Origin of the sequence: Actimicrobium antarcticum (assembly GCF_039536745.1) — a bacterium.
GTDB classification, from domain to species: Bacteria; Pseudomonadota; Gammaproteobacteria; order Burkholderiales; family Burkholderiaceae_D; genus Actimicrobium; species Actimicrobium antarcticum.
The window spans coordinates 115384-138611 of sequence record NZ_BAAAZE010000002.1 but is presented as its reverse complement, the minus strand read 5'-3'; the positions used below and the strand labels follow the sequence as shown (position 1 = coordinate 138611).

Here is a 23228-nt window from a genome sequence, read left to right as displayed (position 1 = left end):
ATTCAACATTGTAAATTCGACGCGCCGTACGATGACACATGTGCTGTCTTGTGTCCATGATCAAATTTCCTAAAAGTAACTTTTTCGACAACTGCCCGGTCAGACGATTTCCTCTGCGCCGGTGACGGGCACCATCCCGCCCACCTTGTGCAGATCGAGTTCGTACAGATTGCGCTGCAATACGGGATTGACGGCATCCGAACGGCGCCGCCGATATGGCGCGGGCTGTCCGGCCAACGCGTCATTCTCGAAACCGGACGCCTCGGGAAAAATCTGCTGCAGCGCCTCCCGTACCAGCGCCAGGCGCGGGTCAAGGGTGTGTGCATCATCGGTCGTGTCATTGATGCAAAAAAATGCGAGCTTTCCCAATTGCGCAATCAACGCGGCGAGCTGGTGCGCGGTGTCGGTGTCGCCGGTCGAGACATACAGATGACTGTAATCCCTGACCGTCGCGACGCCATTCGCGATCGCCCAGCGCATCACGAAATCCGACACGATGGTGGGTTTGTCCCAGGTCCGGAATACCGTTGACCGAACCATCGAGAACATGTCCGGCGCGGCAACTTCCAGCGCGAACAGCATGGAGCGCAACATCGGCCGCGGCGAATGCGCAAAGGTCCGAAAGGTATGCCGATACGCAGGAAAGTCGCGTGCTGCCAGCCACTGACCGGACAGGCGGCAGGCGTTCTCCAGCGAGGTCGCGTCCTGGCGTAATGGCTCGTCGGAGACCATCGGCTCGTCCGACCAGGCCACGCGGATACCGTCATCCGAGAACCAGTCGTCAACCTTGACCGGCGCGCCAAAGAAGACATCGTCGTTGAAATAGAAAAACCGTTCGGACAGATTCGGGATGCGGTGTATGTACGACTCGATATTGCCCGAATCAAAGGTCGGCAGTGATGCGGCCGGAATCAGGCTGGCGTGGTCGACGATGGTGATGTGTTCCGACGCGCGTAACCAGCCGGGTGCCTGCGCATCCGTGACGATATAGACATGCCCGTGTTCGGGAAAAAATTTTTCCAGCGCGCGCAGGCTGTAGCGCAATTCATCGTTATCACGGAAGCGCCCTTCGACGTTGCCGTACACCGCAATCGCGTCGCGATGCAGGACGCTCAGCTTTTCGGCAGCGCGATGGCGCCGTCGGCGCCAGGCAGGATCATTGCCGTCAACCCACAGGTAGACGATATCGATAGGTGTGGCGTCTGTCATGAGCGCAAAGGAAAGCCCGAAAAAGAATAGTGAAAGTAGCAGTAACCGCCAGCATGGAACGCATGGTTGCCAGTGAAGCACCAGAAGCAAACGCCTGCTTGCCGCCAATGCACCAACTTTATTCGCGCAATGCTGAAGGGTCGCGGGCACCGCGGGGGCCTATGGTACGTCTTTATTTAATGTCGTGGGAGCATGCCCTTGTTTGGGAATGGCGGACCAGTGTGGCCGTACAGATCGCGCTGGTCTGCGTACGTAGGCCGGTCAGAGCGACGCCGTGACCCGCGCGTGTTCGTCAGGTCGGGCGATCCATCACGCCGCCACCCTGAAACGCACCAGCGGCGGCTGGCGGAACAGGATTGGTGCGGATGTTCAGCCTCCGCAAAACCGGTGCGATGAACTCCATGAGGGCTTGCGTGGTGGCAACCAACCCGCTGTCGAACACTATCGTGGTCTTCAGCTCGTCAGGCGATAACGCATCAGCGTGGGCCATCTGATTGACAAGCACCGTGACGTCGGCGTCCGAGACATCCTGCGACCGCGCAGCAAGACGTGTACGCAGCGTGGCATCGCTGGCCTGGCAATCCAGAATCAGGAAAGGAACGCCGAGTTCCCGTGCAAGTCGTTCGAACAGACCACGCTGATCCCGTTTTAAAAATGCAGCATCGATTACTACCGGCAGCCCGGCAGCGAGGACGCCACGCGCCAGCACGCCTAGCCGCTGGTAGGTCAGTGTGGTTCCGGCTTGTGCATAAATTCCGCCATCCGGCGCGGCGGCAGCGACGGCGCCGGCGCCGGCGCCGGCAGTGATTCCATGCAGACGTTTGCGTTCGACGTCGGAGCGTATCCGGATCGCCCCAACGATCGTCGCCACGCAGCCGGACACGGTAGATTTGCCACTACCCGAGTAACCGTGGGTGATCAGGATGGCGCCCGGCGGCGCCACACAGTGCTCTGCCGAAAACGCCAGGTAATCCCTGGCCTGCTGTGCCGGTGTCATCGCTGGCCCGGCATCGGACACGTGCTGATCGTTCCGCAACAAGGCAACCTTGCAGCGAACCAGGGCCCGCTGCACCTCGTAATAACGCAGCACCGGAACGCCTTCGTAATCACCGGTGATCTCCAGATACTGATTGAGGAGCCGGTTGGCCAGGTCGGGACGCGCGTGACATTGCAGATCCATCGAAATAAACGCCATCTCGCTGAGCACATCGATCCAGCGCAACTGCACCGCAAACTCAAGGCAATCGAACGGAATCACTTCGCCGTGCTCGGTCAGAATATTGCCGCTATGCAGATCACCGTGGCATTCCCGGACCTGGCCTTGTGTCTTGCGCAGAGTGAATAGCGCGTCGAGTTGCTGATGCTGCAGAATTTGCCAGTCAGTGATGCGGGCCAGTTGTTGCCGTTGCACGGAGCCGGTGATGCGGGAATCAATCAGCGCCAGTGTCTCCTCGGCGGTCTGGCGGATGGACGCCGGCGTACCGGCACTGCTGCTGCCGCCAGCCACCGCAGCAGCCTGATGAAAGTGCGCCATCAGGATCGCCAGCTGGTCGATATCGGCGGTCGTGAGGCGGTGCAGCGCGAGGCGTGAACTCCATAGCGACTGCTGGGAAAATGCGTGCATCCTGACGGCGTACTCGATCGCCTCGCCGGCCCCATCCAGCGACGGCTGGTCGGCACTGCCGGTGATGGCAACCACATCCAGATACAGCGCGGCTGCAAGCCGGCGGTTCAGGCGCAACTCTTCATGGCAATCATGACAGCGCGCAGCCAGCGTGGAAAAATCCACGAAATCGAACTGCACCGCCTTCCTGATCTTGTAGGCCCACAATGCGGTGACCAGCACCCATGAAATAGGGGTCTGCATGACGTCGACGGTCTGGCCGTCCTTGCCGAGAACGGCGGCCAGGCGTTGCACCAGGTTTTCCTGTTGCTGCAGGCGTTTTCGATGGTTCATACCCTTTGCCCGGTTGACTGACACTAAATGCGAAACAAGCGCTCTTCAACACGGATTCCGAATCTGTGAGAAGGTGTGGTCTGGTTTTAGTGATGCCGAACTAACAATATTCTTTGTTGTTCTGCGCACAATTTTCTAAAGGAATTACTTCATGAAAAAATTACTCCTCGCAACCATCATCGCCACCGCCGCATTCTCCGCCCAAGCCAAAGACATCGTCGATACCGCTATCGGTGCAGGGAACTTCAAGACGCTCACCACGGCACTGCAAGCAGCCGGCCTGGTCGATACCCTGAAGGGCAAAGGCCCGTTCACCGTCTTCGCACCAACCGACGAAGCGTTCGCAAAAGTCCCGAAAGCAGATCTTGATGCGCTGCTCAAAGACAAAGCCAAACTGACCTCGGTGCTGACCTACCACGTGGTTCCTGGCAAAGTCATGGCCAAGGACATCAAGGCCGGCAAGGTCAAGACCGTACAAGGCTCCGAATTGACGCTGGCGACCGCTGGCGGCGTGACCGTCGACAAGGCAAAAGTCACTGCTGCTGATATCGTCGCCGACAACGGCGTGATCCACGTCATTGATACCGTGCTGATGCCGAAGTAATACTGCAAGCAGGATGCGATGGCCGCTATGAATCGGCGCCATCGGCCCCATGAGCGCCCTCCGAGACCTGGCCAAGGTGACGAGGGCGTTTTCCGTTTACAGAGACCCGGCCAGCGTTGGCAACGCATAGAGGTGGCCCAGGCATTTCCGGGAGAACGGGAGGCAGCCATGATCAACAGCAACATTGCATGCAACAAACTTCCCCGCCGAAGAGCATAATAAGCAACACATTGAACGTCGCGAGGCAGCACATGAAAGGCATCATTTTCAATTTACTCGAAGAAGCCGTCAGCAACGAGTTCGGCGAAGCGACCTGGGACAAGCTGCTCGATGAAGCGAAACTGTCTGGCGCCTACACCTCCCTCGGCAACTACGCTGACGATGAAATCGTCGCCCTGGTGGGCGCCGCATCGAAGGCGCTGAATCTGCCACCCCAGGACATCCTGCGCTGGTTCGGCCAGCGCGCCATTCCCTTGCTGGCGGTGCGACTTCCCGATTTTTTTCAGAGCCATACTGATACGCGCAGCTTCCTGCTGACGTTGAACAACACCATACACCCTGAAGTACACAAGCTGTATCCCGGCGCGGACACGCCGATGTTCGATTTCGGCGCCAGCGACGATGGCGGCCTGGTCATCGGTTACAGCTCGGCGCGCAAGCTGTGCGCGCTGGCAGAAGGCTTCATGCTGGGCGCCGCCACGCATTACCACGAACAGGCCGACATCACGCAACCACAGTGCATGCACGACGGTGCATCCAAATGCGTGTTCCATGTCCGATTCCATCAATGACACGGCGTCGGCACTTGTCGACGCCGAAATCACACTCCTGAAACGGCGCCTTCGGCGAGAATCCGCCGCGCGCGCGGAAGCCGAAGCAATCGCCGAACGTGGAATGCGCGACCTGTTTCGTCGGAAACAGGAAATCGCCCTGCTCGAAACAATTGCTGCGGCCTCCAATGAGGCCGATAGTGTGGAAGACGCAATGCGTCATGCGCTCGCCGCCGTCTGCAAATTCGCCGACTGGCCGCTGGGCCATTTGCTGCTGGTCGATGGCGGCGCAGATTCCGTGTTGACGTCCACTGCTCTCTGGCGCGACGACAGCAACGGCAGCTACGACGCGCTGCGCGCACTGACTGCATCGATCGCCTTCGGACCCGGAGTGGGGCTGCCTGGCAGGGTGTGGGCAAGCGGTACACCGGCCTGGATCAACGTTGGCAGTCCTGACGCCGATGCCTATCCGCGCCTGCCCGAAGCGGAGCGCGCAGGCTTGCGCTCGTTGTTCGCGTTTCCGGTGGTGATCGGCACCGAAGTGGTCGCGGTGCTCGAGTTCTTCAGCATGCGACACCAGACGCCGGAAGAAACGGTCTTGCGTCTGATGGCCCAAATCGGCATCCAGCTCGGACGCGTGGTGGAACGCAAGCGCACCAAGGTCCGGTTGATGCACGACGCGCTGCACGACCCGCTGACCCAACTGGGCAACCGCAAGTTGTTCCTCGACCGCCTGCAGCAGGCGCAGTTACGCGCTTTGCGCGTACCTGGCTATCAGTTCAGCGTCCTGTTCGTCGACCTGGACCGATTCAAAGCCATCAACGATGGTCTGGGACATCACGCCGGCGACCAGCTGATCATCGCCGCTGCCAACCGCCTGAGCGCCTCGTTGCGTCAGACCGACCTGGTTTCGCGCGGCGAAAGCGACGGCGACGACGGTGGCGAGGATCTCGTGGCACGCATGGGCGGCGACGAATTTACGATCCTGCTCGACAATATCCGGCACGAGCGCGTCCCCGCGCGCGTGGCCGAGCGGCTGATCAGTGCGATGGCCGATGCCTTCGTGCTGGACGAACAGCAGGTCACCGTCACGGCCAGTATCGGCATTGCCCTGAGCACGACCGGTTACGCCGACGTACAGAACATGCTGCGCGACGCCGACATCGCCATGTACCACGCCAAGCAGCAAGGCCGCGCGCGCTGGGTCATGTTCGACACGGCCATGCAGGAAAAAGCCTTGCGCCGCCTGCAGCTCGAATCGGCCCTGCGGCAGGCGCAGGGCCGCGGCGAACTATGGCTGGCCTACCAGCCGATCGTGTCCCCGAACGACGGTCTGATCCGCGGGTTCGAGGCACTTCTGCGCTGGGAACACCCGGTGTACGGCGAGGTCGGTCCGGCCGAATTCATCCCGGTGGCCGAAGAGATCGGTCTGATCGGCGCGATGGGCAGCTGGATCCTCGAACATGCCTGCCGCCAGCTGCGACTCTGGCAGCAAGACAGCGGACTGCCGTTGACGATGAGCGTGAATCTGTCGGCCATGCAGCTCTCCGACGACGGCCTGGTCGACCTGGTCGCGCAAACGCTGACCGACACCGGCATCCTGGCCGGCACCCTGAAACTGGAATTGACCGAAAGTACGGTCATGGCCGACCCGGAGCATGCGCTGGACATTTTCCGGCAGCTCAAAGCACTCGGCGTGAAACTGTCGCTCGACGATTTCGGCACCGGCTACTCGTCACTCAGCCACTTGCGCCGCCTGCCGATCGACACCCTGAAAATCGACCGCTCGTTCGTCAGCCAGATGGACCTCCTCGACGACAAGCGCCAGATCGCCGAAGTCATCATGATGCTGGCGCACACGCTGGGGCTGGATGTCGTGGCCGAGGGTGCCGAAACGGCCGCCGAGGTCGGTCTGCTGCAGGGAATGGGCGTGGATTTTGTGCAGGGTTATTACTATTACAAACCGATGCGGGCGGATGCGGCTGACGCGGCGTGGCGCGAGCAACGGGCGCGGTGGGAATCGCGGTGAGCGTGCTGGATACGGGGTGCACGACGCAACTTCCGGCAAGGTCAGGATTCAAGGTCTTGCTGGCCACACCGCGGCGGTGAGTTGCCGACCGACGCCAAAACCGACGTATAATCCGGCTCTCGCGGGTGTAGCTCAATGGTAGAGCAGAAGCTTCCCAAGCTTACGACGAGGGTTCGATTCCCTTCACCCGCTCCAGACCGACAGAATCAGGCACCCGCTCCATCGTGCCTTTTTTATTAGCGCTTTCTTCCCCGACCGACAGAGTATTCCGCATGACCGACCAGCCATCCAGCGACACCCGCAAACTCATGTTCTACGACCCGACCGAACACCGCATCCGCAGCTTTGTCACGCGCGCCGGACGCCTGTCGACGGCGCAGGCACGATCGATCGAGACACTGGGACCGCAGTTTTGCATTCCCTACACCAAGGCGCCGATCGCGCTGGACGAGGCCTTTGGCCGCAGCGCGCCAACGATTTTTGAAATCGGCTTCGGCATGGGAGAAACCAGCGCCAAAATCGCCGCACTGATGCCCGAGAAAAATTTTATTGGCGTGGAAGTCCACACACCGGGTGTCGGCAGCCTGCTCAAGCTGATCGGCGAGCAGGAGCTGCAGAACCTGCGCCTGATCCAGCACGACGCCGTCGAAGTCCTGACGCACATGATCGCCCCGCTCTCGCTGGCTGGCGCGCATGTCTTCTTCCCGGACCCCTGGCACAAGGCGCGCCATAACAAGCGACGGTTGTTGCAGGCGCCACTGGTGCAATTGCTGGCGTCACGGATTGCGCCGGGCGGCTATCTGCATTGCGCGACAGATTGGCAGGAATATGCCGAGCAGATGCTGGCGGTATTGGGTGCCGAGCCGGGCTTGAAAAACACCGCCGATGGCTATGCGCCACGACCGGCGTATCGGCCGGTGACCAAGTTTGAAAACCGCGGCGTGAAGCTGGGGCACGGCGTGTGGGATGTGGTGTTCGAGAAGGTTTGACGGCTGAGGAATCGTGATTGCGGAGTTGCAATGGCCGAGGTTTCTGGCGGTTGCGACAACCGCCAGTCAACTCACCCCCCGCCATCCATCTCCCGCAGCGCCCCCATCACCATTTCTGCAGACATGTCCTTCATGCACCGATGGTGCCCAAGCGGACACTCCCGTTGCCGGCATGGCGCACATTCCAGCCCCAGAGACAGCGAGCGCGACACATCCGAAAACGGTGGCGCATGGTTCGGATCGGTCGGTCCGTACAGCGCCACGATCTTGCGGTTCAGTGCCGAGGCAATATGCAGCAACCCGGAATCATTGCTGATCACTGCATCGGCTTGGGCAATGATCGCAATGGCATCCCGCAATGGCGTCGCGCCCGCCAGATTGTTGGTGGCCGGTGACAAGGTGACAATCGCGTCGCCTATCGGCAGATCTTTTTTCGACCCGAGGATCACGATCTGCACATCGGGCACGGCCTCTTCGAGCAAGCGCGCGAGTTCGGCAAAATGCGTAATCGGCCAGCGCTTGGCGGCGCCAAATTCGGCACCGGGTGCGAAGACCACCAGAGGTCGGTCGGAGGCCAGTCCGGATTGCTGGAATGTTGCAGTCCGGGAAGTCTCATCCACCATCAGAGTCGGCCGCGGCAGTTGCGCCGGCAGCGGCACCACGGTGGCCGGCGGGTTGGCCAGTGCGGCATAAAACGCCACCATGGGCCGCGGCGCAAGTTTGTCCTGGCGGTGCACGACATTGAGCAAGCCGTAGCGCATTTCGCCGACATAACCCACCCGCTGCGGGATACCGGCCAGCCAGGGAATCAGGGCGAATTTGAGGGTGTTCGGAAGGACGTAAGCGTCCGCGTAGCCGCGCTGACGCAATTGCCGCGCAAAGGTCCAGCGCTCGCGCAATTGCAGCGCGCCGTGCCGGAATGGGGTTTCGATCACGCTGTCGACTTCGGCCATCGCGTACCAGACCGGTGCGACCCAGGCTGGTGCCAGTACATCGATCGGTCGATCCGGATGGGCTTGCCTGAGCAGTTGCAGCAACGGCTGCGCCATGACCGCGTCGCCGATCCAGTTCGGCGAGATCACCAGCGTGCGCATCACTTGCGGGCCACGCGACCCATCAGACACAACGATTCGACGGCATGAATTTCGTGCGGCAGACGATCAGGTACTGGCAGGGAAATGGCGGGTAGGACGGATGTGGCTTGCATGGCTGGCATGGCTGGTATGGCTGGGGTGATCATCAGACGGCTTCCTTTTCAAACTGCAAGTGGTGCAGACTAGCGTAGACGCCATTGTGCGCAAGTAGTTCGGCATGGGTGCCAAGTTCGACGATATGTCCGCTCACCAGCACCACGATGCGGTCCGCCCGTTCGATGGTCGAGAGCCGGTGGGCGATGACCAGCGTGGTGCGGTTTTGCATCAGCTTGATCAGGGCAGACTGGACCGCGCGTTCCGACTCGTTGTCGAGTGCCGAGGTGGCTTCGTCGAGGATCAGGATCGGTGCATCCTTGTAAATCGCGCGGGCAATCGCCATACGCTGACGCTGGCCACCGGACAGGCGACTGCCGTTGTCGCCGATGGGTGTGTCGAACCCTTTCGGCAAGGCGGCGACCATCTCGGTCAGGTGGGCTGCATGGGCGGCGGCTTCGATGCGCTGGCGGTCCGGTTGCGCGTCGCCGTAGGCAATGTTGGCTGCGACCGTGTCGTCGAACAGCACGACGTTCTGGCTGACCATCGCCATCTGGGCGCGCAGGCTGGTCAGCGAGATCGATTCGATGGGTTCGGCGTCGAGAAAAATTTCACCAGACTGCGGGCTATGAAAACCCGGCACCAGATTCACCAGTGTCGATTTGCCGCCGCCGGAAATCCCGACGAAGGCGACGGTTTCGCCGGGATGAATGGTCAGGTTGATGCCCGATAGCGCCGGCACTTGCTGGTCCTGATACGCGAAGGTGACGTTCCTGAATTCGATGTGCCCGACCGAGCGACCAGTCAGTTCCTTGCCGCTGCTGCGCTCGGAGGGCGTGTCGATCAGGGCGAAGACGGCTTCGGCAGCGGCAATGCCGCGCTGCAGTGGTCCGTTGACTTCGGCCAGATGCTTGAGTGGTGTCAGCAACATCAGCATCGCGGTGATGAACGAGACGAAGCCGCCAGCCGTGATCATGTTCTGACCCGACTGGATCAGCGCAATCACGATCACTACCGAGACCGCGCACGCCGCCATCACCTGCGTGATCGGTACGGTCGCGGCAAAGGTGCTGGCCATGCGCATCGAGTAGCTGCGCAGTTTGCCGGCGCGCTGTTCGAAGCGGATTTTTTCGTAATCATGGCCACCGAAAATCTTGATGACCTGCTGTGCGCGGGTGGTTTCTTCGATGACCTGGGTCAGCTCGGCATTGACGTCCAGGAATCCCCGGGTCAGCGTACGCAGGCGTTTGCCGGTCAAGCGCACGACCACGGCAATCAGCGGCAACAGGATCAGCGCGACGATGGTCAGGCGCCAGTTCAGCCAGAGCAAAAATGCCAGCAACACGATCACCGTCAGGCTGTCGCGGATCAGCGAGGTGAACACCTTGGTGACCATTTCGATGATCTGCTGGACTTCGAACATCATCGAGTTGATGACCCGGCCCACCGATGTGCCGGCATAGAAATCTGCCGGTACATCGAGCAGCCGGCTGAACATCTGGCGGCGCAGGATGTTCAGCAAATGCGTCGAGACCCAGGTCATCATGTACGTGGTCAGGAAGGTCGATGCACCTCGCAGCACGAACATGCCGATGATTGCCAGCGGCACCATCCACAACGGAATCGTCGACTCGCCGACAAAGCCCTTGTCGAGCAGGACCTTCATCACCGCCGGAAACATCGGTTCGGTCGAGGCAGTCACCATCATGCCGAGAAAGGCCAGCCCGAGACGGCCGCGAAATGGTTTGAGCATGCGCGCGAGGCGCAGCAGATGAGGAGACAGGGTCATGGTTGGCTTCGCTGCTGCATCAGACCAGGACCCGCCACTATGGCCATGGTCGATGCATAAAAGGAGGAACCGGCGGGGCTGGCGTCATGCAAATACAGGTCCGGTGCCAATGCCGGATTGACGACGAATGCGATTACAATCCACCGGGCCTGTACCGGGCCGAGAGCGCGCTGTTGCCAGAGCGTCCGCGAGCACGGCAGGCCAACCGGAACTGCCGCCCTGACCAGCCCGACTCCAGCGCGCGAGTTGATGGCCAATGCCGGCAGCAAAAAACTTATCCACGAAAAAAGTTGCAATCCAACTCTCGGCTTGATGAAACTCTCTGTGAAACTCTCTGTCATTGTGATCACGAAAAATGAGGCGCGCAATATCGGTGCCTGCATGGACAGCGTCGGATTTGCAAACCAGTGGATTATAGTGGATTCGGGCAGCACGGACGGCACTGTTGCCATCGCCAGAGATTTTGGCGCCGACGTGCTGGAGACCAGCGACTGGCCCGGTTTTGGTCCGCAAAAGAACCGTGCCCTGGCTGCCGCCGAGGGTGAATGGGTCCTGTCGCTGGATGCCGACGAACGCATCACACCGGCCTTGCGCGATGAAATCCTGCGCATCATCAACGCACCGCAACACGATGCCTACGCGCTGCCAAGGCTGTCGAGTTTTTGCGGCCAGTTCATCCGCCACTCGGGCTGGTATCCGGACCACGTGGTGCGGCTATGGCGCCGCGGCTGCGCCACCTTTTCCGACAATCTGGTGCACGAGCGGGTGCTGGTCGAACGTGGCACCACCGGACGCCTGACCAATCCCATCATCCATTACAGCTATCGCGACGACGGCGACTTCCTGCGCAAACTGGAACAGTATTCCGAACTCGGCGCACGTCAGGCCTACGCCGCCGGCAAGCGCGGTTCGTTGCGAAAAGCCTTCGCGCACAGCCTGTCGGCGTTCCTGCGATCCTTCGTGTTCAAGCGCGGTTTTCTGGATGGCCGGGCCGGCTTGATCGTCGCATTGTGCGCGGCCGAAACGACTTATCACAAGTACTTCAAACTGATGCTGCTGACCGAAGCCGAACGCGGTCACGACGGGGATGCGCAGGTCTTCGAGCGCAACGAACACACTGCACGCACCGAACGCACCGAACGTACCAAACGCACCGAACGCCGGTCGCCCGAGACCGAGTAACGCATCAAGACTCCTGCCGCAGCACGGCCCCTGGTGTCGCGCGGCCTTGCTGCGCTCCCGCTTGCGACACGCTCCCCGAGATAGCGGCACGCGCCATCGGATACCTGACCACCTGACCGTCAGGTTTCTGCAAAATATATCCACCTTGAAATTCAATTGACGCCCGTCAAACCAACATGATTTCGGCGAACTTAATTCCATGTCTGGTCGTACATTCACTTCGCACCAAATCGATTGTGCAAAAAAAATAATCATCGAAAAAATGACCCGTTGACACCGAAGGCCAGCGTCGTAACACGCGTGGTGGCTTGGGCGGCTGTCTGCCTGTCACCAATAATAGGGGACTGCAATGCCTGCAACCGCGCTATCGCTGCTCGACCTGATTTCGCCCTATCAACTACTCGGCACCACCCTTGGCGACTGGCAGGTAGCGCTCGGTGCGATCTACGTCGATCACTACGAAGCGACCGGTTCCGCCGAAGGCAACACCATCCGCGGCGTTGCCAAGTTTGCCGTCTCGGCGCGGCCGGTACTGGACTTGCCCAACGCGCGCTTCACCGTCACCGCCGTGGCCGGCGGCATCCATCCGCAAGACGACCCCACCCGACGCGATCCCTGGATCGATATTCAGGATACGCAGATCGCCTTCGAATTCTTCGCTCCGCGGATCGGCTCGACCATCATCGCCGGTGCCACCGGCATACCCGCCAGCACCGCCAATGTGTTCAATGTGATCGACGCGATGCCGCTCGATGTGCCGGTCTCGGATTACCCGGGCGCGCAGTTCACGCTGACCATGTTGCTGACCACCGTGGTGTTGCGCCCGCCGATGCTCAAAGGCGCCCTGCTGCGCGCCGACGGCTTGCTGGAACCCGATCCGGCGCATCCGGTGGTCTCGTTCACATTGCCGCGCCTGCGCATGCAATTGGCTCAGGATGCCGCCGGCGTACTGGCGTTCGATATCCTCAGCGTGGGAGCGGCAGGACTCGATGATGGCGGCGATCTGGCCAGCGCCGAGCTGATCACGATGGACCCGCCGTATGCCTTCATCGGAGATTCGCGGGTGGTCGGTTTCGGCTTTCGCAGCGCGGTGCTGGATTTGTCGGATGGCTACACGCCACCCGATATCCTCGAACAGTTTGGCTACGATGAAAGCTGGACCGGCCTGTATCTGCCGGTGGTGCGGCTATTCGTCGCGCCCAACGGCATGAATGATTTTGCGGTGTCGGCCGGCGCCAGCAATTTGCTCATTGGTCTGGGCAACACGCCCGGCATCACCGGCGACTTTGCGCTGGCCGTGATCAATCAGGGCAGCGCGCTGGGCGTCTCGGCGCGCTTTTATGGCCCCGGCAACCAGCCCTTCGGCATCACGCGCACCGGCACCACCGCCAGCGCGATGCTGCCGCAAAGTACCCGCATGGTGGTCGATGCCGCCGGACGACGCCCGCCCTACACGTACACGGCCACGCTGGACGGAACAACCCTGTCGCCGGTGGCGGGCCAACCGAACATCTTCGATGTCGATCTCGGCAGCGACAACGCCGGCGTGATCGCCATCAGCGTCACCGATGGCGGCACACCGGCCACGCCGGCAACCCTCACCATCACCGCCGGGCCCCGCCCCGGCAATGCGCTGCCGGCAGCGGCGAGCGTGGCACCAGCGAGCTTCACGACCGACACCATCACGCGCGACGCGGTGGCCGTTGGCGCACCGTCACTGAGCCTGCTCAGTCGCACTGATGCCACCATTTCGCTGACGCTCGATCCGCCCGACGCGCTGACGGCATGGGAAGTGCGCAAGCCGCCCGGCGGTGCCGTGGTCGCCTCGACCGGCGCGAGCGTGACGATTCCGCTCGGGCCCAATGAGACGGCATCGGTCAAGGCCACCACCCAGGCGGTTGGTGCAGGGCCCGACACCGTCAGCGCCTATTTCCGGTTCGACCGGCCGACCAATCTCCATTTGCCCGAGCATGACAGCACCACCACGATCAACCACGTCACCGGCCTGCCCGGCACGCTCGGCCCGGTCGGCAATCCGTACGCATTGAACCCCGACAATTCCAGCACCGGTGCAGCCGTCACGGCCGCACCGGAAAGCCCGTTCACCGGACAGCGCGTCAGCGATGCCTACACGGCGCGGGTCAATGCGATACCGACCGGTTCCACCATCGCCATCACCGGCTGGGCCAGCAACGAAGACGATCCGAACGACCTCGATTACAACTTTCTGCTGTCACGCCGCCGCGCCGAAGCATTCGGCCACATCCTGCGGGCAATCAATCCCGCCAAGATCTTCACGTTCACGCTGCTCGGCAAAGGCCCGACCGGCAGCGCCGACCTCGCCACCCGTCGCACCCACTGGCGCGCCGACGCCGTGCTGCCCGCGGCGCCTCTGGCGGGCACGGTCACCACCGGCACCGTCACGCGCGGGGCGACCAGCACGCCCGTACAACCACCGCACACGCCCGATCCGGCGCCGACCGATCCGACCCCACCGAGCTGGTTTCGCTCGCTCGGCGCGAAGGTGCGCATCGTGCGCGACGAGTTTGTTGCCGTCGAAATCGATGGCGAATTCGACATCAACACGCCGTCCGAACAATTCATCCAGCAAAACGGTGGCAGCGCCGCTGCCGAACCGACGCTGCGCGGCATGGGCAGCAACCCGGCCGATGGCGTGGTCAAGGCGCGCATCGTGTTCCAGATCGATAACGCCACCGGCGACTGGACCGCGCTGGCCTATCTCGGTGCCGATCCGGCCGACCGGGATGGATTGCTGATGACCGGCCAGTTGCCGGGGCAACCGCTGCAAGGCCCGAACTTCGGCCGCAACCTGCTCGGCATGACGGCCCTGTTTGCGCCGCTGCTCGACGCCACCGCGCCCGCCAATCCGGCCTCCGGCGACATGGTGCCGGCGGTGCTGGCCGTGGGTGGTGTGGCGCTGGCGACCGGCTTGGCGCAGGCCGGCTTTTTCAATGTCGAGCGGGTGATCCTGTGGGGCGGTGAAATCACGGTGCGCAAGCGCGCCAACGGCACCGAAGTGGCGCTGCTGGCCGATGTCGAAACCGCGCTGTCGGCCGATGTGCAGATCGGTGGCATCAGCCTGCTGACGATCCCGCGCCAATCGCCGCTGGTGGTGCGCTACAAGGCGATCGGCATGCGTTTCGGCAATAGCCCCGGCGAGCGCAATTTTCAGTTCCGGCCGGTCTTCGATGCCTCGAAGGGCTACACCATCGACCTGTCGAGTCCGGGTGCGATCAGCGTGCCGGACCCGCTCGGCCAGCTGATCCGCATCCTGGGCGCGCGCATCGCCCGCACCAATCCGCTCTCGTTTGAAATCGACCTCGGCCTGAATGTCGACCTTGGCGTGATCACCTTCGACCGCGCCCGCGTGCGCATCAAGTTCAACGATCCGGTCGCGGTCGAACTGACCGCCTTCGGCGCCGGCGTCAATATCCCGGGCGTGCTGATCGGCAAAGGCAACTTCGAACTCGGCGAAGAAATCGGCGGCAGCCTCGACCTGCAACTGGTACCGATCAATACCCGCGTGCGCGCCACCCTGAAGATCGCCAACCTGCCCGGCGCGACCGGCGTGTTCGTCGCCATGGACCTCGAATTGCCGGTCGCGATTCCGCTGGGGGGATCGGGGCTGGGCATCTATGGCTTCCTGGGCATGTTCGCCATGAATTACGGTCGCGATGAAGCCGGCCTGAGCGGCCCGACGATCGCGCTCGACTGGCTCAAGAACCGCGCCGATGGCGACCCGACCAAACCGGCCGCATGGACACCGCAACTCGACCGCTGGGCCTTCGGCGTGGGTGCCACGGTCGGCACGATGGGCAGCAGCGTGCTGTTCAATCTGAAGGGCGTGTTCCTGCTGGAACTGCCCGGACCGCGCATCCTGCTGATGATGAAAGCCCGCCTGCTGCAACCGATGCCGGCACTCAAGAACAAGAATGCCGAAGGCAATTTGCTGGCCGTCATCGACCTCGACGCCGGACGCGGCACGCTGACCATCGGCATCGTCGCCGATTACACGGTCGATCCGCTGATCAAGATCCGCATCCCGGTCGAAGCCTTCTTCAACCTGAAAAAAGGCACTGACTGGCACCTGTATCTGGGCCAGCGCAGCGATCCGATCCAGGCAAAAATCCTCAGCGTCATCGATGCTTCCGGCTATCTGATGATTTCCGGCGATGGCTTGCCGGCCTACCCGGAAGCCAGCCTGCCGCAGGTCTACGGCTTTGCCATCGGCACCGGCCTGCGCGCCGCTTTTGTGTGGGGCAATGTGTCAGTGCGGCTGTACCTGCGCATCAGCGCCGGTTTCGATGCCGTGATCGGCTTCGAGCCATTCCGGCTGGCCGGCAAACTGTTCATCCGCGGCGAACTGGTGTTGTTCATCATCAGCATCAGCGCCTATGCCGAACTGGTGGTGGATGTCGGCGAAGAGCTTTTGCCGGATGGTTTGCGCAAGCGCATCTCCAGCATCGACGGCGAGATTTGCGGTGAAATCGACCTGTTCTTTTTCAGTATCGAAGGCTGCGTCAGTTTCCATCTGGGTGCCAGCAGCGTGCCGCAATTGCCGGCCCCGCCGCTGGTGCGCGACCTGAAACTGGTTTCGCGCTCCCCTGCCCTGGTGCTTGGCAGCGGCACCGGCAGGCCGATCGATGGCGCCATCGGGACTGCGCCACAGAGTGCGGCGGGCGAGCTGCCGGTGGTGCCGATCGACGCCATCCCGGTGCTGATGCTGTCGGTGCCGCCGATCGACGACACGCTGACGTTTTTTGGCAAGGCGCCGCTGGCCGACCCGGGTGCGAAAGAAGGCGGCTGGCAACAGCAGGGCAAGAACTGGGTGCGTTACGACCTGACCGCGGTCGAACTGATCGGCCCGATCGGTGCGGGCGATACGCCGTCGGTCTGGTGGACTCTGAAAGACCCGACTGCCGACAACCTGGAAGTGCAACTGGCCCTGTTGTCGTGGGTGCCGACAGCCACGCCGAAAGCCTTCACCCGCAGCAAATTTCAGGAAGACACCATCGACGAACGCTGGGGCACGGTCTGTGACCAGGCAGCGCCGCCGACCTCGGTGCTGTGGACCTTCCGTTTTGAGCCGCTCGGCCCGTCCGCCGAAGGCTGGCTGCTCGATGGTGAAGCCTGGCCCGATCCGGCCGGCACCGTGCGGTCGCAAGCACCGGCGACCACATTGCAGGTCACCGAAGGATGGCGCTGCGGCGTCGAGATCATCGATCGCAAGCGCGGGATCTATCCGGCCTTTGTCGATGGCGCGGCAGCGCCGTGCCCGCGTGACACCACGTCCGGCGACGCAACGCGCATTCCGGGGCGCGGCGTGTCGGGTGCTCCGGTGACGCCGATCACCCCGGGAACACGACTGGCAGACATCCGCGTGGTGGCGGCAGAATTAACAACAGCAACAGCACCCATATCCGCCTCCGTGCCAGTGCCAGTGCGACTGGACGCCGCTGCAGCACGTCGCGCCGCCAGCCTCGACCAGCGCGAGCAGGTGCGCGAACAGGTCGATATGGTGGCCGGCCGCAAGCAAGTCGATGTCATTCCGGACATGCCGATCAGCTGGTCTGCCACCGCGGCGCGCCTGCAATCGGGCATCGCCATCTCGCGCGCCGAATTGCTGAGCGCCACGCTGGCCGATGCGCCCGCCGCCACCACGACCACCACAACAGCAACAACGGCCCCCGGCGCCAGCACCCAACCGGCGCGTTGCCAGGCCAAGGCGCTGGCCAGTCCGCTGCTGGATGACGGCCGCACCGTGGCACTGGGCAACCCCGACGACACCGACCAGATCGAATCAGCATGGAAAGCCCTGGGCTTCGCGCCGCCGGAACTGTTCAATTCGGTGGTGCTGCACTGTGGCGATATCGTGGCCGGACGCCTGCTGCTGTTTGTGCTGACCAGCCTGGTCCTCAAGAAGTCGCTGCTGATACGCCAGCGCGACAGCAAGGGCCAGCTGCTCGACGAACAGGCCGTCTCGGTGACCGATATCGTGCCGACCAAATCCATCCCGCCGGAATGGCTCAGCCTGTCCGGACCATGGCACGACGATGTGCAACTGGCGGCCGGCTTCTTCGCCAGACTCGGTGGCGCTGCAGGCGCCAGCCAGAAAGCCTACGTACCCGTGCTGGTCGAACTCAAAGCGCATGGCGAGGTGCACACGATCGAGATCGGCCAGACCAGCAAAGTCGCACTCAATACCGACCAGCAGCGCTTTTTGTTCCGGCCGTATTACGTCGCTGCGATCGAGTTCATGGGCGGTGCCGAAGTGCGTCGCCACGACTGGGATGACAAGACCGTCAAGCGCAACCGGGGCGCACTGGAGGCGGCGTTTTCCGAGGATGCGTCGGGCCACGCCTTGCTGCAACCGGATACGGCGTATCAGGTCAAGGCGACCTGGCAGGTCCGGCAATCGACCCAGGACGCCCGGCCAACTGCAACCGACACGGCGGCCATCGCTGCCACAACGGATAGCCGCACATTCCATTTCCGCACCGATGCACAACCGCCGCAAGCGCTCGATCCGTGGGTGCTGGTGACCTTCCCCGAGGACGGTGAAAGCCACGTCTTTGGCAAGGAGCGGCTGTCGTTCGTGTTTGCCACCAACGATGTCAGTGAACTCTATAAAGCCTATGGCAAGAAACTGCAGGTGCGCATCAAGGCCGCCTCGTTCCGCCGGCCGGTGTCGACACCGGCGCTGCCGCATCCGTTTCCGATCACGGCCGACACGCTGGTCAAACTGCCCGGCAGCATCCTGTCGCCATGGGAAGAGAGCGTGCGCGACCTGCTCAGGGACAAGCCCTGCGTGCCGATCGATGTCACGGTCAGCCATCACAGCAAGATCGATATCCCGATCCCGCTGGACCCGTACACCGACTACGTGGTCGACATCGAATACGTCGATCTCGGCGCAGCGGACGACACCGTCGGCAAGCTGGTCTTCCGGCGCGCATTCTCGACCTCGGCATACGGCACGTTGGGAGAATTTGCCAATACCTTCCTCGGCACCCGGCCCGAACATCGCTATGCGCAACCGGGCAAGCTGGCCACGCTGGCAGCGACCTTCGCCAGCCATGATCCGCAAGGCAGCCAGCTCGATGAAGCGATGCTGGCGGCCGGACTCGAACCGATGGGCACACCAACCGCACCGCGCCTGATCGCCTTGTGGGAGCAGGCAACACCGGCGGCGATTCCGCAACCGGTGGCGGTCATCATCGACTCGCCCGAACCGATCTGGCGCAGCCGGCTGATCCCGACCAAGGTCATCGATGCGATTCCGGACGCGCCCGAACGCTATGAAATGAAGCCCGTCGTATGGCTGCAATTACAGCAACTGGCCGGCGCGCCGGATGTGGTCGCGCAGATCATCCCGGCACCGGGCGGGCAGCGCGCCATCGTCATCCTGAAACCCGGCAGTCGCGGCAAGGGACTGGCGCTGGGCATCAAGCGCAAGCAATTCACCGAGCCCTATCTGGCCGATCCAACGGTACCGGCCGATCCGGTCAAGATCACTTATGTCTCGCTGCTGAGCGCACCCTGGGAGGAAGCATGACCCGCATCGTCGATCCATTCCGTTTCCATGCGAGAGCCGCCGTCACCGACTGGATGCGCATCAGCCGTGCGCGCGACGAAACTGCCCAGGAGTGGCTGAAGGACTGGCCGCGCCGCAAACTCGACAGCACCACCGTCGCGCAACTGCGCTGGTCGATCAATCCGCAACTCTCGCCGTCGTTACCGCACTCCGACATCGGCATGCCGAGCGGACCGTTCATCGTCTGGACCCGGCAACCGTCGCTCAAGCAGGCCAGGGAACTGACCTTTTTTACGTATCTGAATCAGGATGGCGCCACCATCGTCTGGTGGTTCGGCAAACCGATGGTGTATGTGCAGGTGACGCTAGCTGTCGCCGGTACCGCGGCCAACGTGATCGCGCTGAACGGGCCGGCCAGTATCGACACCATCGAAAGCATGGCGTCGGTGTCGACCGGCAGCCAGGGCGTGGTGCTGGCCGGCACCGCCATCTCGGCACTGGCGATCAGTTCGGATGCCGGCGTCAGTGTCACCAAACTCGTGGGCGTGACCGCAGTGGATTACGCCAATGCCGACGACTGGCGACAGCTCGAAATCGTCGGCCTGCCGGTCGACCAGGGCGACTGGTCGGATGTGGAACGGCATGCCGAAAAACAGGGATTGGTCGGCGCACTCACGACTCCGGCCGAGGCAGCGCGCGACCGTTTGCGGCGGGGTGCACCGGCCTTCGGCTGGGATGCCAGCATCGGCTTCAATCCGGCACCTGTCTGGCAATTGCCGGACTTCGACGGGCTCATCAAGGAAGTCCGCAAGGATCTGTTGCCGCGCCTGCATCCGGTCATGAAAATGGCGTCGGTGCTGCAACCGCGCCAGCGCGACACCATCGCCATCCCCGGCCCGACCGGCTCCGGCGGCACGCTGTCCGATCCGTCCGAGGCACGCCTGCCGCCACTTGGCCTGACCTTCGTTGCGGCGGGCTCCGATCCGCTGATGGCGTTGACATTGGGTTTTGGCACTGCGTATGAAGTCTCCGGTCTGATCGGTGCGGCTGCGCCCATCGACACGCGGATGGTGGCTGCCATGGCCAGCACCCAGGGCAACCGGCTCGCCGATTTCATGGTCACGGCAAACTGGGACAACGGTATCGACGGCCAGTCCGCCGCTATCGAGATGGCTGCGCTGGCCATCGGCGCGACCCTGCCGGTGCAACCACCCACGCCGGCCAGCCTGCTGGCCCAGGTCCAGTCACGCGACCGGCCCGCCGCCGCCGACCTGCCCTGGACCAGCGCGTCGCGCGTCTCATGGAGTCGCTTGCCACGCCTGAAAATGCTGACCACCAGCAGCTTCGCAATGGCCCGCGCCAACCCGGCGCACGCGGCCGAGGTCGCCACCGCCATCATGCGCGAGCGGCCCAGCGGCGGCTATGCGCCGATCACACTGACACGCAACCTCAAGGACAAAGAGCAGGGCCGCCACTCCGGTGTGGATTCCGGCCTGACGCTGCCGATGAGCGCCGCCGGTCTGGCGCAACGCTACGGCATCGCGTTGCAGGATATCTGGGGACTCTGGTCGCACTGGGGCACGGTCGACTACACCGACATGCAACCGGCACCGGACCGGCCGCGCATCCTGAAATGCGCGCTCGACGCCGCGGTGCCGGGGTCGGGGCGCATCTGTCCCGGCACGCTGACCATCGAACTGGCCTGGGACTGGCAAGTACGGCGTCCCAACAACATCGAACTGCGCTGCCGCCTGTTTGCCGCACCACAGCGCTCGTCAACCCCGCCGCCCGACCTGTCGCTGCCGGCCGGTATCCATTCATCGATGGCAGCGGTGCCGGGCGCGCCCTTGCTGATCAATTTTTCCGGTGACAGTGCCACGGCATTGCCCGCCAATGTCAGCGTCGATTACTTCGACATCGACGGCCATCCGGTCACGCCGGGGCCGGTTGGCGAGGACGATGTGCGCCGTTACAAGATCACGATCAGCGGTTTCAGCCTGGACTACAGCAGCGTCGGTCACGTCGGTGTTGCGCTCTGGTCGCGCGTGCAGGAACGTGCCGCACCACTGCGAACCAGCGCCTGGCTGGCGCCGCTGGTGTCGGGTTCTGCCATCGAACCCGGTCCGAACGTGGCGTATGCCTCCGACCCGATTCCACCGATCCCGGCACCCCCCGAACTGGTGCAGCGGGCCAGCCTGGCCGATGCCCGTGGCGAACACCATGCACGGGTCGCGTGGGCGGCCAGTAGCGGTGCGGTCGGCTATTTTGTGTATCACTCGACCGAAAGCGCCATCCTCGGCGCCGTCAGTGCCGCCGGTGGCACGACCACGCCGCCCGCACCGGACCCCACCCGGACCTACACCGAACGGCTGGCCGTACTGCGCGGGCTGCTGGCCATCGACACGCACCGCCACGTGTTTACCCGACTCAATACCGAAGCGCTGAAGGTCACCACCACCGACCTGATCCTGCCGCGCGGCACGCGGGAAATCCATCTCTACACGATGGTCGCGGTCAACGCCGGCAACATCGAATCGGCCTGGCCAACGGCAGCCGAAGCGGAAGAACGCATCCTCGCCATCGCCGCCGCCGGCATCGTCAGTCCGGCCGCGCCCCGGCTTGAAATCCGCCGCGTCGACCGACCTGCAGGCCTGCCGAAATTTGCCGTCCACGTCGACCTGACCAGCCAGCCCGGTGCTGCCGTCAGCCGCTACGAACTCTATCGGACACGGGTCGAAGCCGCCGCCATGCAACTCGATACGATGGGGCCGCCGGTGGCGACGATTGCCGCCACGGCCGGCAGCTGGACAGTCACGCCCCACCCCGCCGATCCAGCTGCACTGGACAGCGCAAGCGGCACCGACAACCCGGACGGTTCCTGGAAAAAACTCTGGTATCGCGCCGTGGCCTGGGCCCACAAGGATGACGACCGCGCGCTGTTACCGGGACGCTCACCGCCATCGAATGCGATGTCGCTGGTAATCCCGCCGGATGGCCCGCCCAACCTGTCGGCGATCAGTGCCGAATGGTCCGGTGGTCCGCTGCAGGATGTGCTGCTGCACTTCACCAGCAGCGCGCCGATTGCCGTCACCGCACTCGGGCCGCACAAGCTCGGTGTCACTGCCGCGGTGCTGAACGGTCCGTCGAAGGCCACGCAAGCGACCTTGTTGCAGACCCTGCAGACACTGGACGCCATTGACACCGTGGCACCGGCGGGCACCGGCCTGTGGCGCGACAGCCTGTTGCCGGCCGTACCCGCGCGCTATGCGGTACTGCTCAAGCGTGGTTCGGTCGATGATCAGATCGGCTGTATCGTGCGGCTGGCCGATCCGCTCGGTCGCATGACCGAACAGAGCATCACGATCGCCGCCGGTCCGGTCGATCCGCTGCCGGATGTGCTGGACCTGCAGCTGATTCATGTCGGCATGGGCATCAATGCCAACTGGCGCTCGACGGCACCGCCGGGGCCGCGCGCTGGCGGCAGCTACCGCATTCGCATCACGCTGAAACTGCCTGGCAAAGTGATCGGCCCGCAACCGGTGTTGCCGGTGCCGCCAGTACAGCCAGTGATCCGGCCGAGGCCGCAACTGATGGGACGCGCGGCGTTGACGGCGGCCGGCACGTCGCGCGGCTCGGTGGCAGCGATTTTGCACAAACCGCTGGTCGAGGAAATCAGCCTGGGCGGGGCTGGGATCGGTGCGATCGCTGGCATCGGTGGCATCGAGATCGGCCCCGCCGGTACCAAGTCCATCACGATCGAGGCAGCACTGAGCGACATCCCGTTGTCCGGCAGCGCACCCGCACCGACGCCCGCGCATCCCTGGAAACTCGAACGCCAGAACAGCGTCCATGGCAGCACCAGTTACAGCCTGATTTATAACGGCAAGGCCAGCAGCATCACGGTGCGCATCACCGCGCCCGACGGACGCTTTGCCGAGCAGGTGATGACGTGACCGA

11 protein-coding genes and 1 tRNA gene are annotated in these 23228 nt (G+C 63.1%); 8 read left to right on the top strand and 4 right to left on the bottom strand.

The features are described 5' to 3' along the window. Nucleotides 1-99: 99 nt before the first annotated feature. Together ABD720_RS01855 and ABD720_RS01850 are read right to left on the bottom strand one after the other, a co-directional pair. Nucleotides 100-1209 carry a Stealth CR1 domain-containing protein gene (locus ABD720_RS01855; RefSeq protein ID WP_344761510.1) on the bottom strand — a complete coding sequence of 370 codons (1110 nt, stop codon included), beginning with the start codon at nucleotides 1207-1209 and terminating at the stop codon, nucleotides 100-102. Between the two features lie 292 nt (nucleotides 1210-1501). After that, entirely contained in the window at nucleotides 1502-3166 is a 1665-nt protein-coding gene (locus tag ABD720_RS01850; protein WP_344761509.1) for a bifunctional aminoglycoside phosphotransferase/ATP-binding protein, read from the bottom strand. A gap of 151 nt (nucleotides 3167-3317) precedes the next feature. On the opposite strand from ABD720_RS01850, the gene ABD720_RS01845 reads away from it, so the two are divergent. From ABD720_RS01845 to trmB, 5 genes are all read left to right on the top strand, one after another. Then, a complete protein-coding gene (locus ABD720_RS01845; protein ID WP_344761508.1) occupies nucleotides 3318-3770 on the top strand; it encodes a fasciclin domain-containing protein in 453 nt (150 codons plus the stop codon). A 251-nt stretch (nucleotides 3771-4021) separates the two neighbouring features. Continuing rightward, nucleotides 4022-4561, top strand: a complete 540-nt coding sequence (locus ABD720_RS01840) for a heme NO-binding domain-containing protein (RefSeq protein WP_344761507.1) — start codon at nucleotides 4022-4024, stop codon at nucleotides 4559-4561. After that, nucleotides 4542-6569 carry a putative bifunctional diguanylate cyclase/phosphodiesterase gene (locus tag ABD720_RS01835; protein ID WP_344761506.1) on the top strand — a complete coding sequence of 676 codons (2028 nt, stop codon included), beginning with the start codon at nucleotides 4542-4544 and terminating at the stop codon, nucleotides 6567-6569. Before ABD720_RS01840 ends, ABD720_RS01835 begins: the two co-directional genes overlap by 20 nt. A 121-nt stretch (nucleotides 6570-6690) precedes the next feature. Continuing rightward, a tRNA-Gly gene (locus ABD720_RS01830) sits at nucleotides 6691-6764 on the top strand. Between the two features lie 77 nt (nucleotides 6765-6841). Further along, nucleotides 6842-7558, top strand: a complete 717-nt coding sequence (trmB, locus tag ABD720_RS01825) for a tRNA (guanosine(46)-N7)-methyltransferase TrmB (RefSeq protein ID WP_344761505.1) — start codon at nucleotides 6842-6844, stop codon at nucleotides 7556-7558. A 71-nt stretch (nucleotides 7559-7629) separates the two neighbouring features. Here the strand turns inward: trmB and waaF are convergent, their stop codons facing one another. Then, nucleotides 7630-8682, bottom strand: coding sequence for a lipopolysaccharide heptosyltransferase II (waaF, locus tag ABD720_RS01820; protein WP_344761504.1), 1053 nt, complete (start codon nucleotides 8680-8682; stop codon nucleotides 7630-7632). Nucleotides 8683-8797: 115 nt separating this feature from the next. After that, nucleotides 8798-10534: a lipid A export permease/ATP-binding protein MsbA gene (gene msbA / locus ABD720_RS01815; protein ID WP_344761503.1), complete on the bottom strand. Its 1737-nt coding sequence runs from the start codon at nucleotides 10532-10534 to the stop codon at nucleotides 8798-8800. 312 nt (nucleotides 10535-10846) lie between these two features. Here msbA and ABD720_RS01810 point away from each other — a divergent pair, with 312 nt between their 5' ends. The 3 genes from ABD720_RS01810 to ABD720_RS01800 all read left to right on the top strand — a co-directional run bounded on the left by ABD720_RS01810 (nucleotide 10847) and on the right by ABD720_RS01800 (nucleotide 23224). Next, nucleotides 10847-11716, top strand: a complete 870-nt coding sequence (locus ABD720_RS01810; RefSeq protein ID WP_344761502.1) for a glycosyltransferase family 2 protein — start codon at nucleotides 10847-10849, stop codon at nucleotides 11714-11716. A gap of 349 nt (nucleotides 11717-12065) precedes the next feature. Next, on the top strand, nucleotides 12066-19292 hold the full coding sequence (locus ABD720_RS01805; protein ID WP_344761501.1) for a hypothetical protein: 7227 nt from the start codon (nucleotides 12066-12068) through the stop codon (nucleotides 19290-19292). Further along, nucleotides 19289-23224: a hypothetical protein gene (locus ABD720_RS01800; protein ID WP_344761500.1), complete on the top strand. Its 3936-nt coding sequence runs from the start codon at nucleotides 19289-19291 to the stop codon at nucleotides 23222-23224. Before ABD720_RS01805 ends, ABD720_RS01800 begins: the two co-directional genes overlap by 4 nt. The last annotated feature ends 4 nt before the right edge of the window (nucleotides 23225-23228 follow it).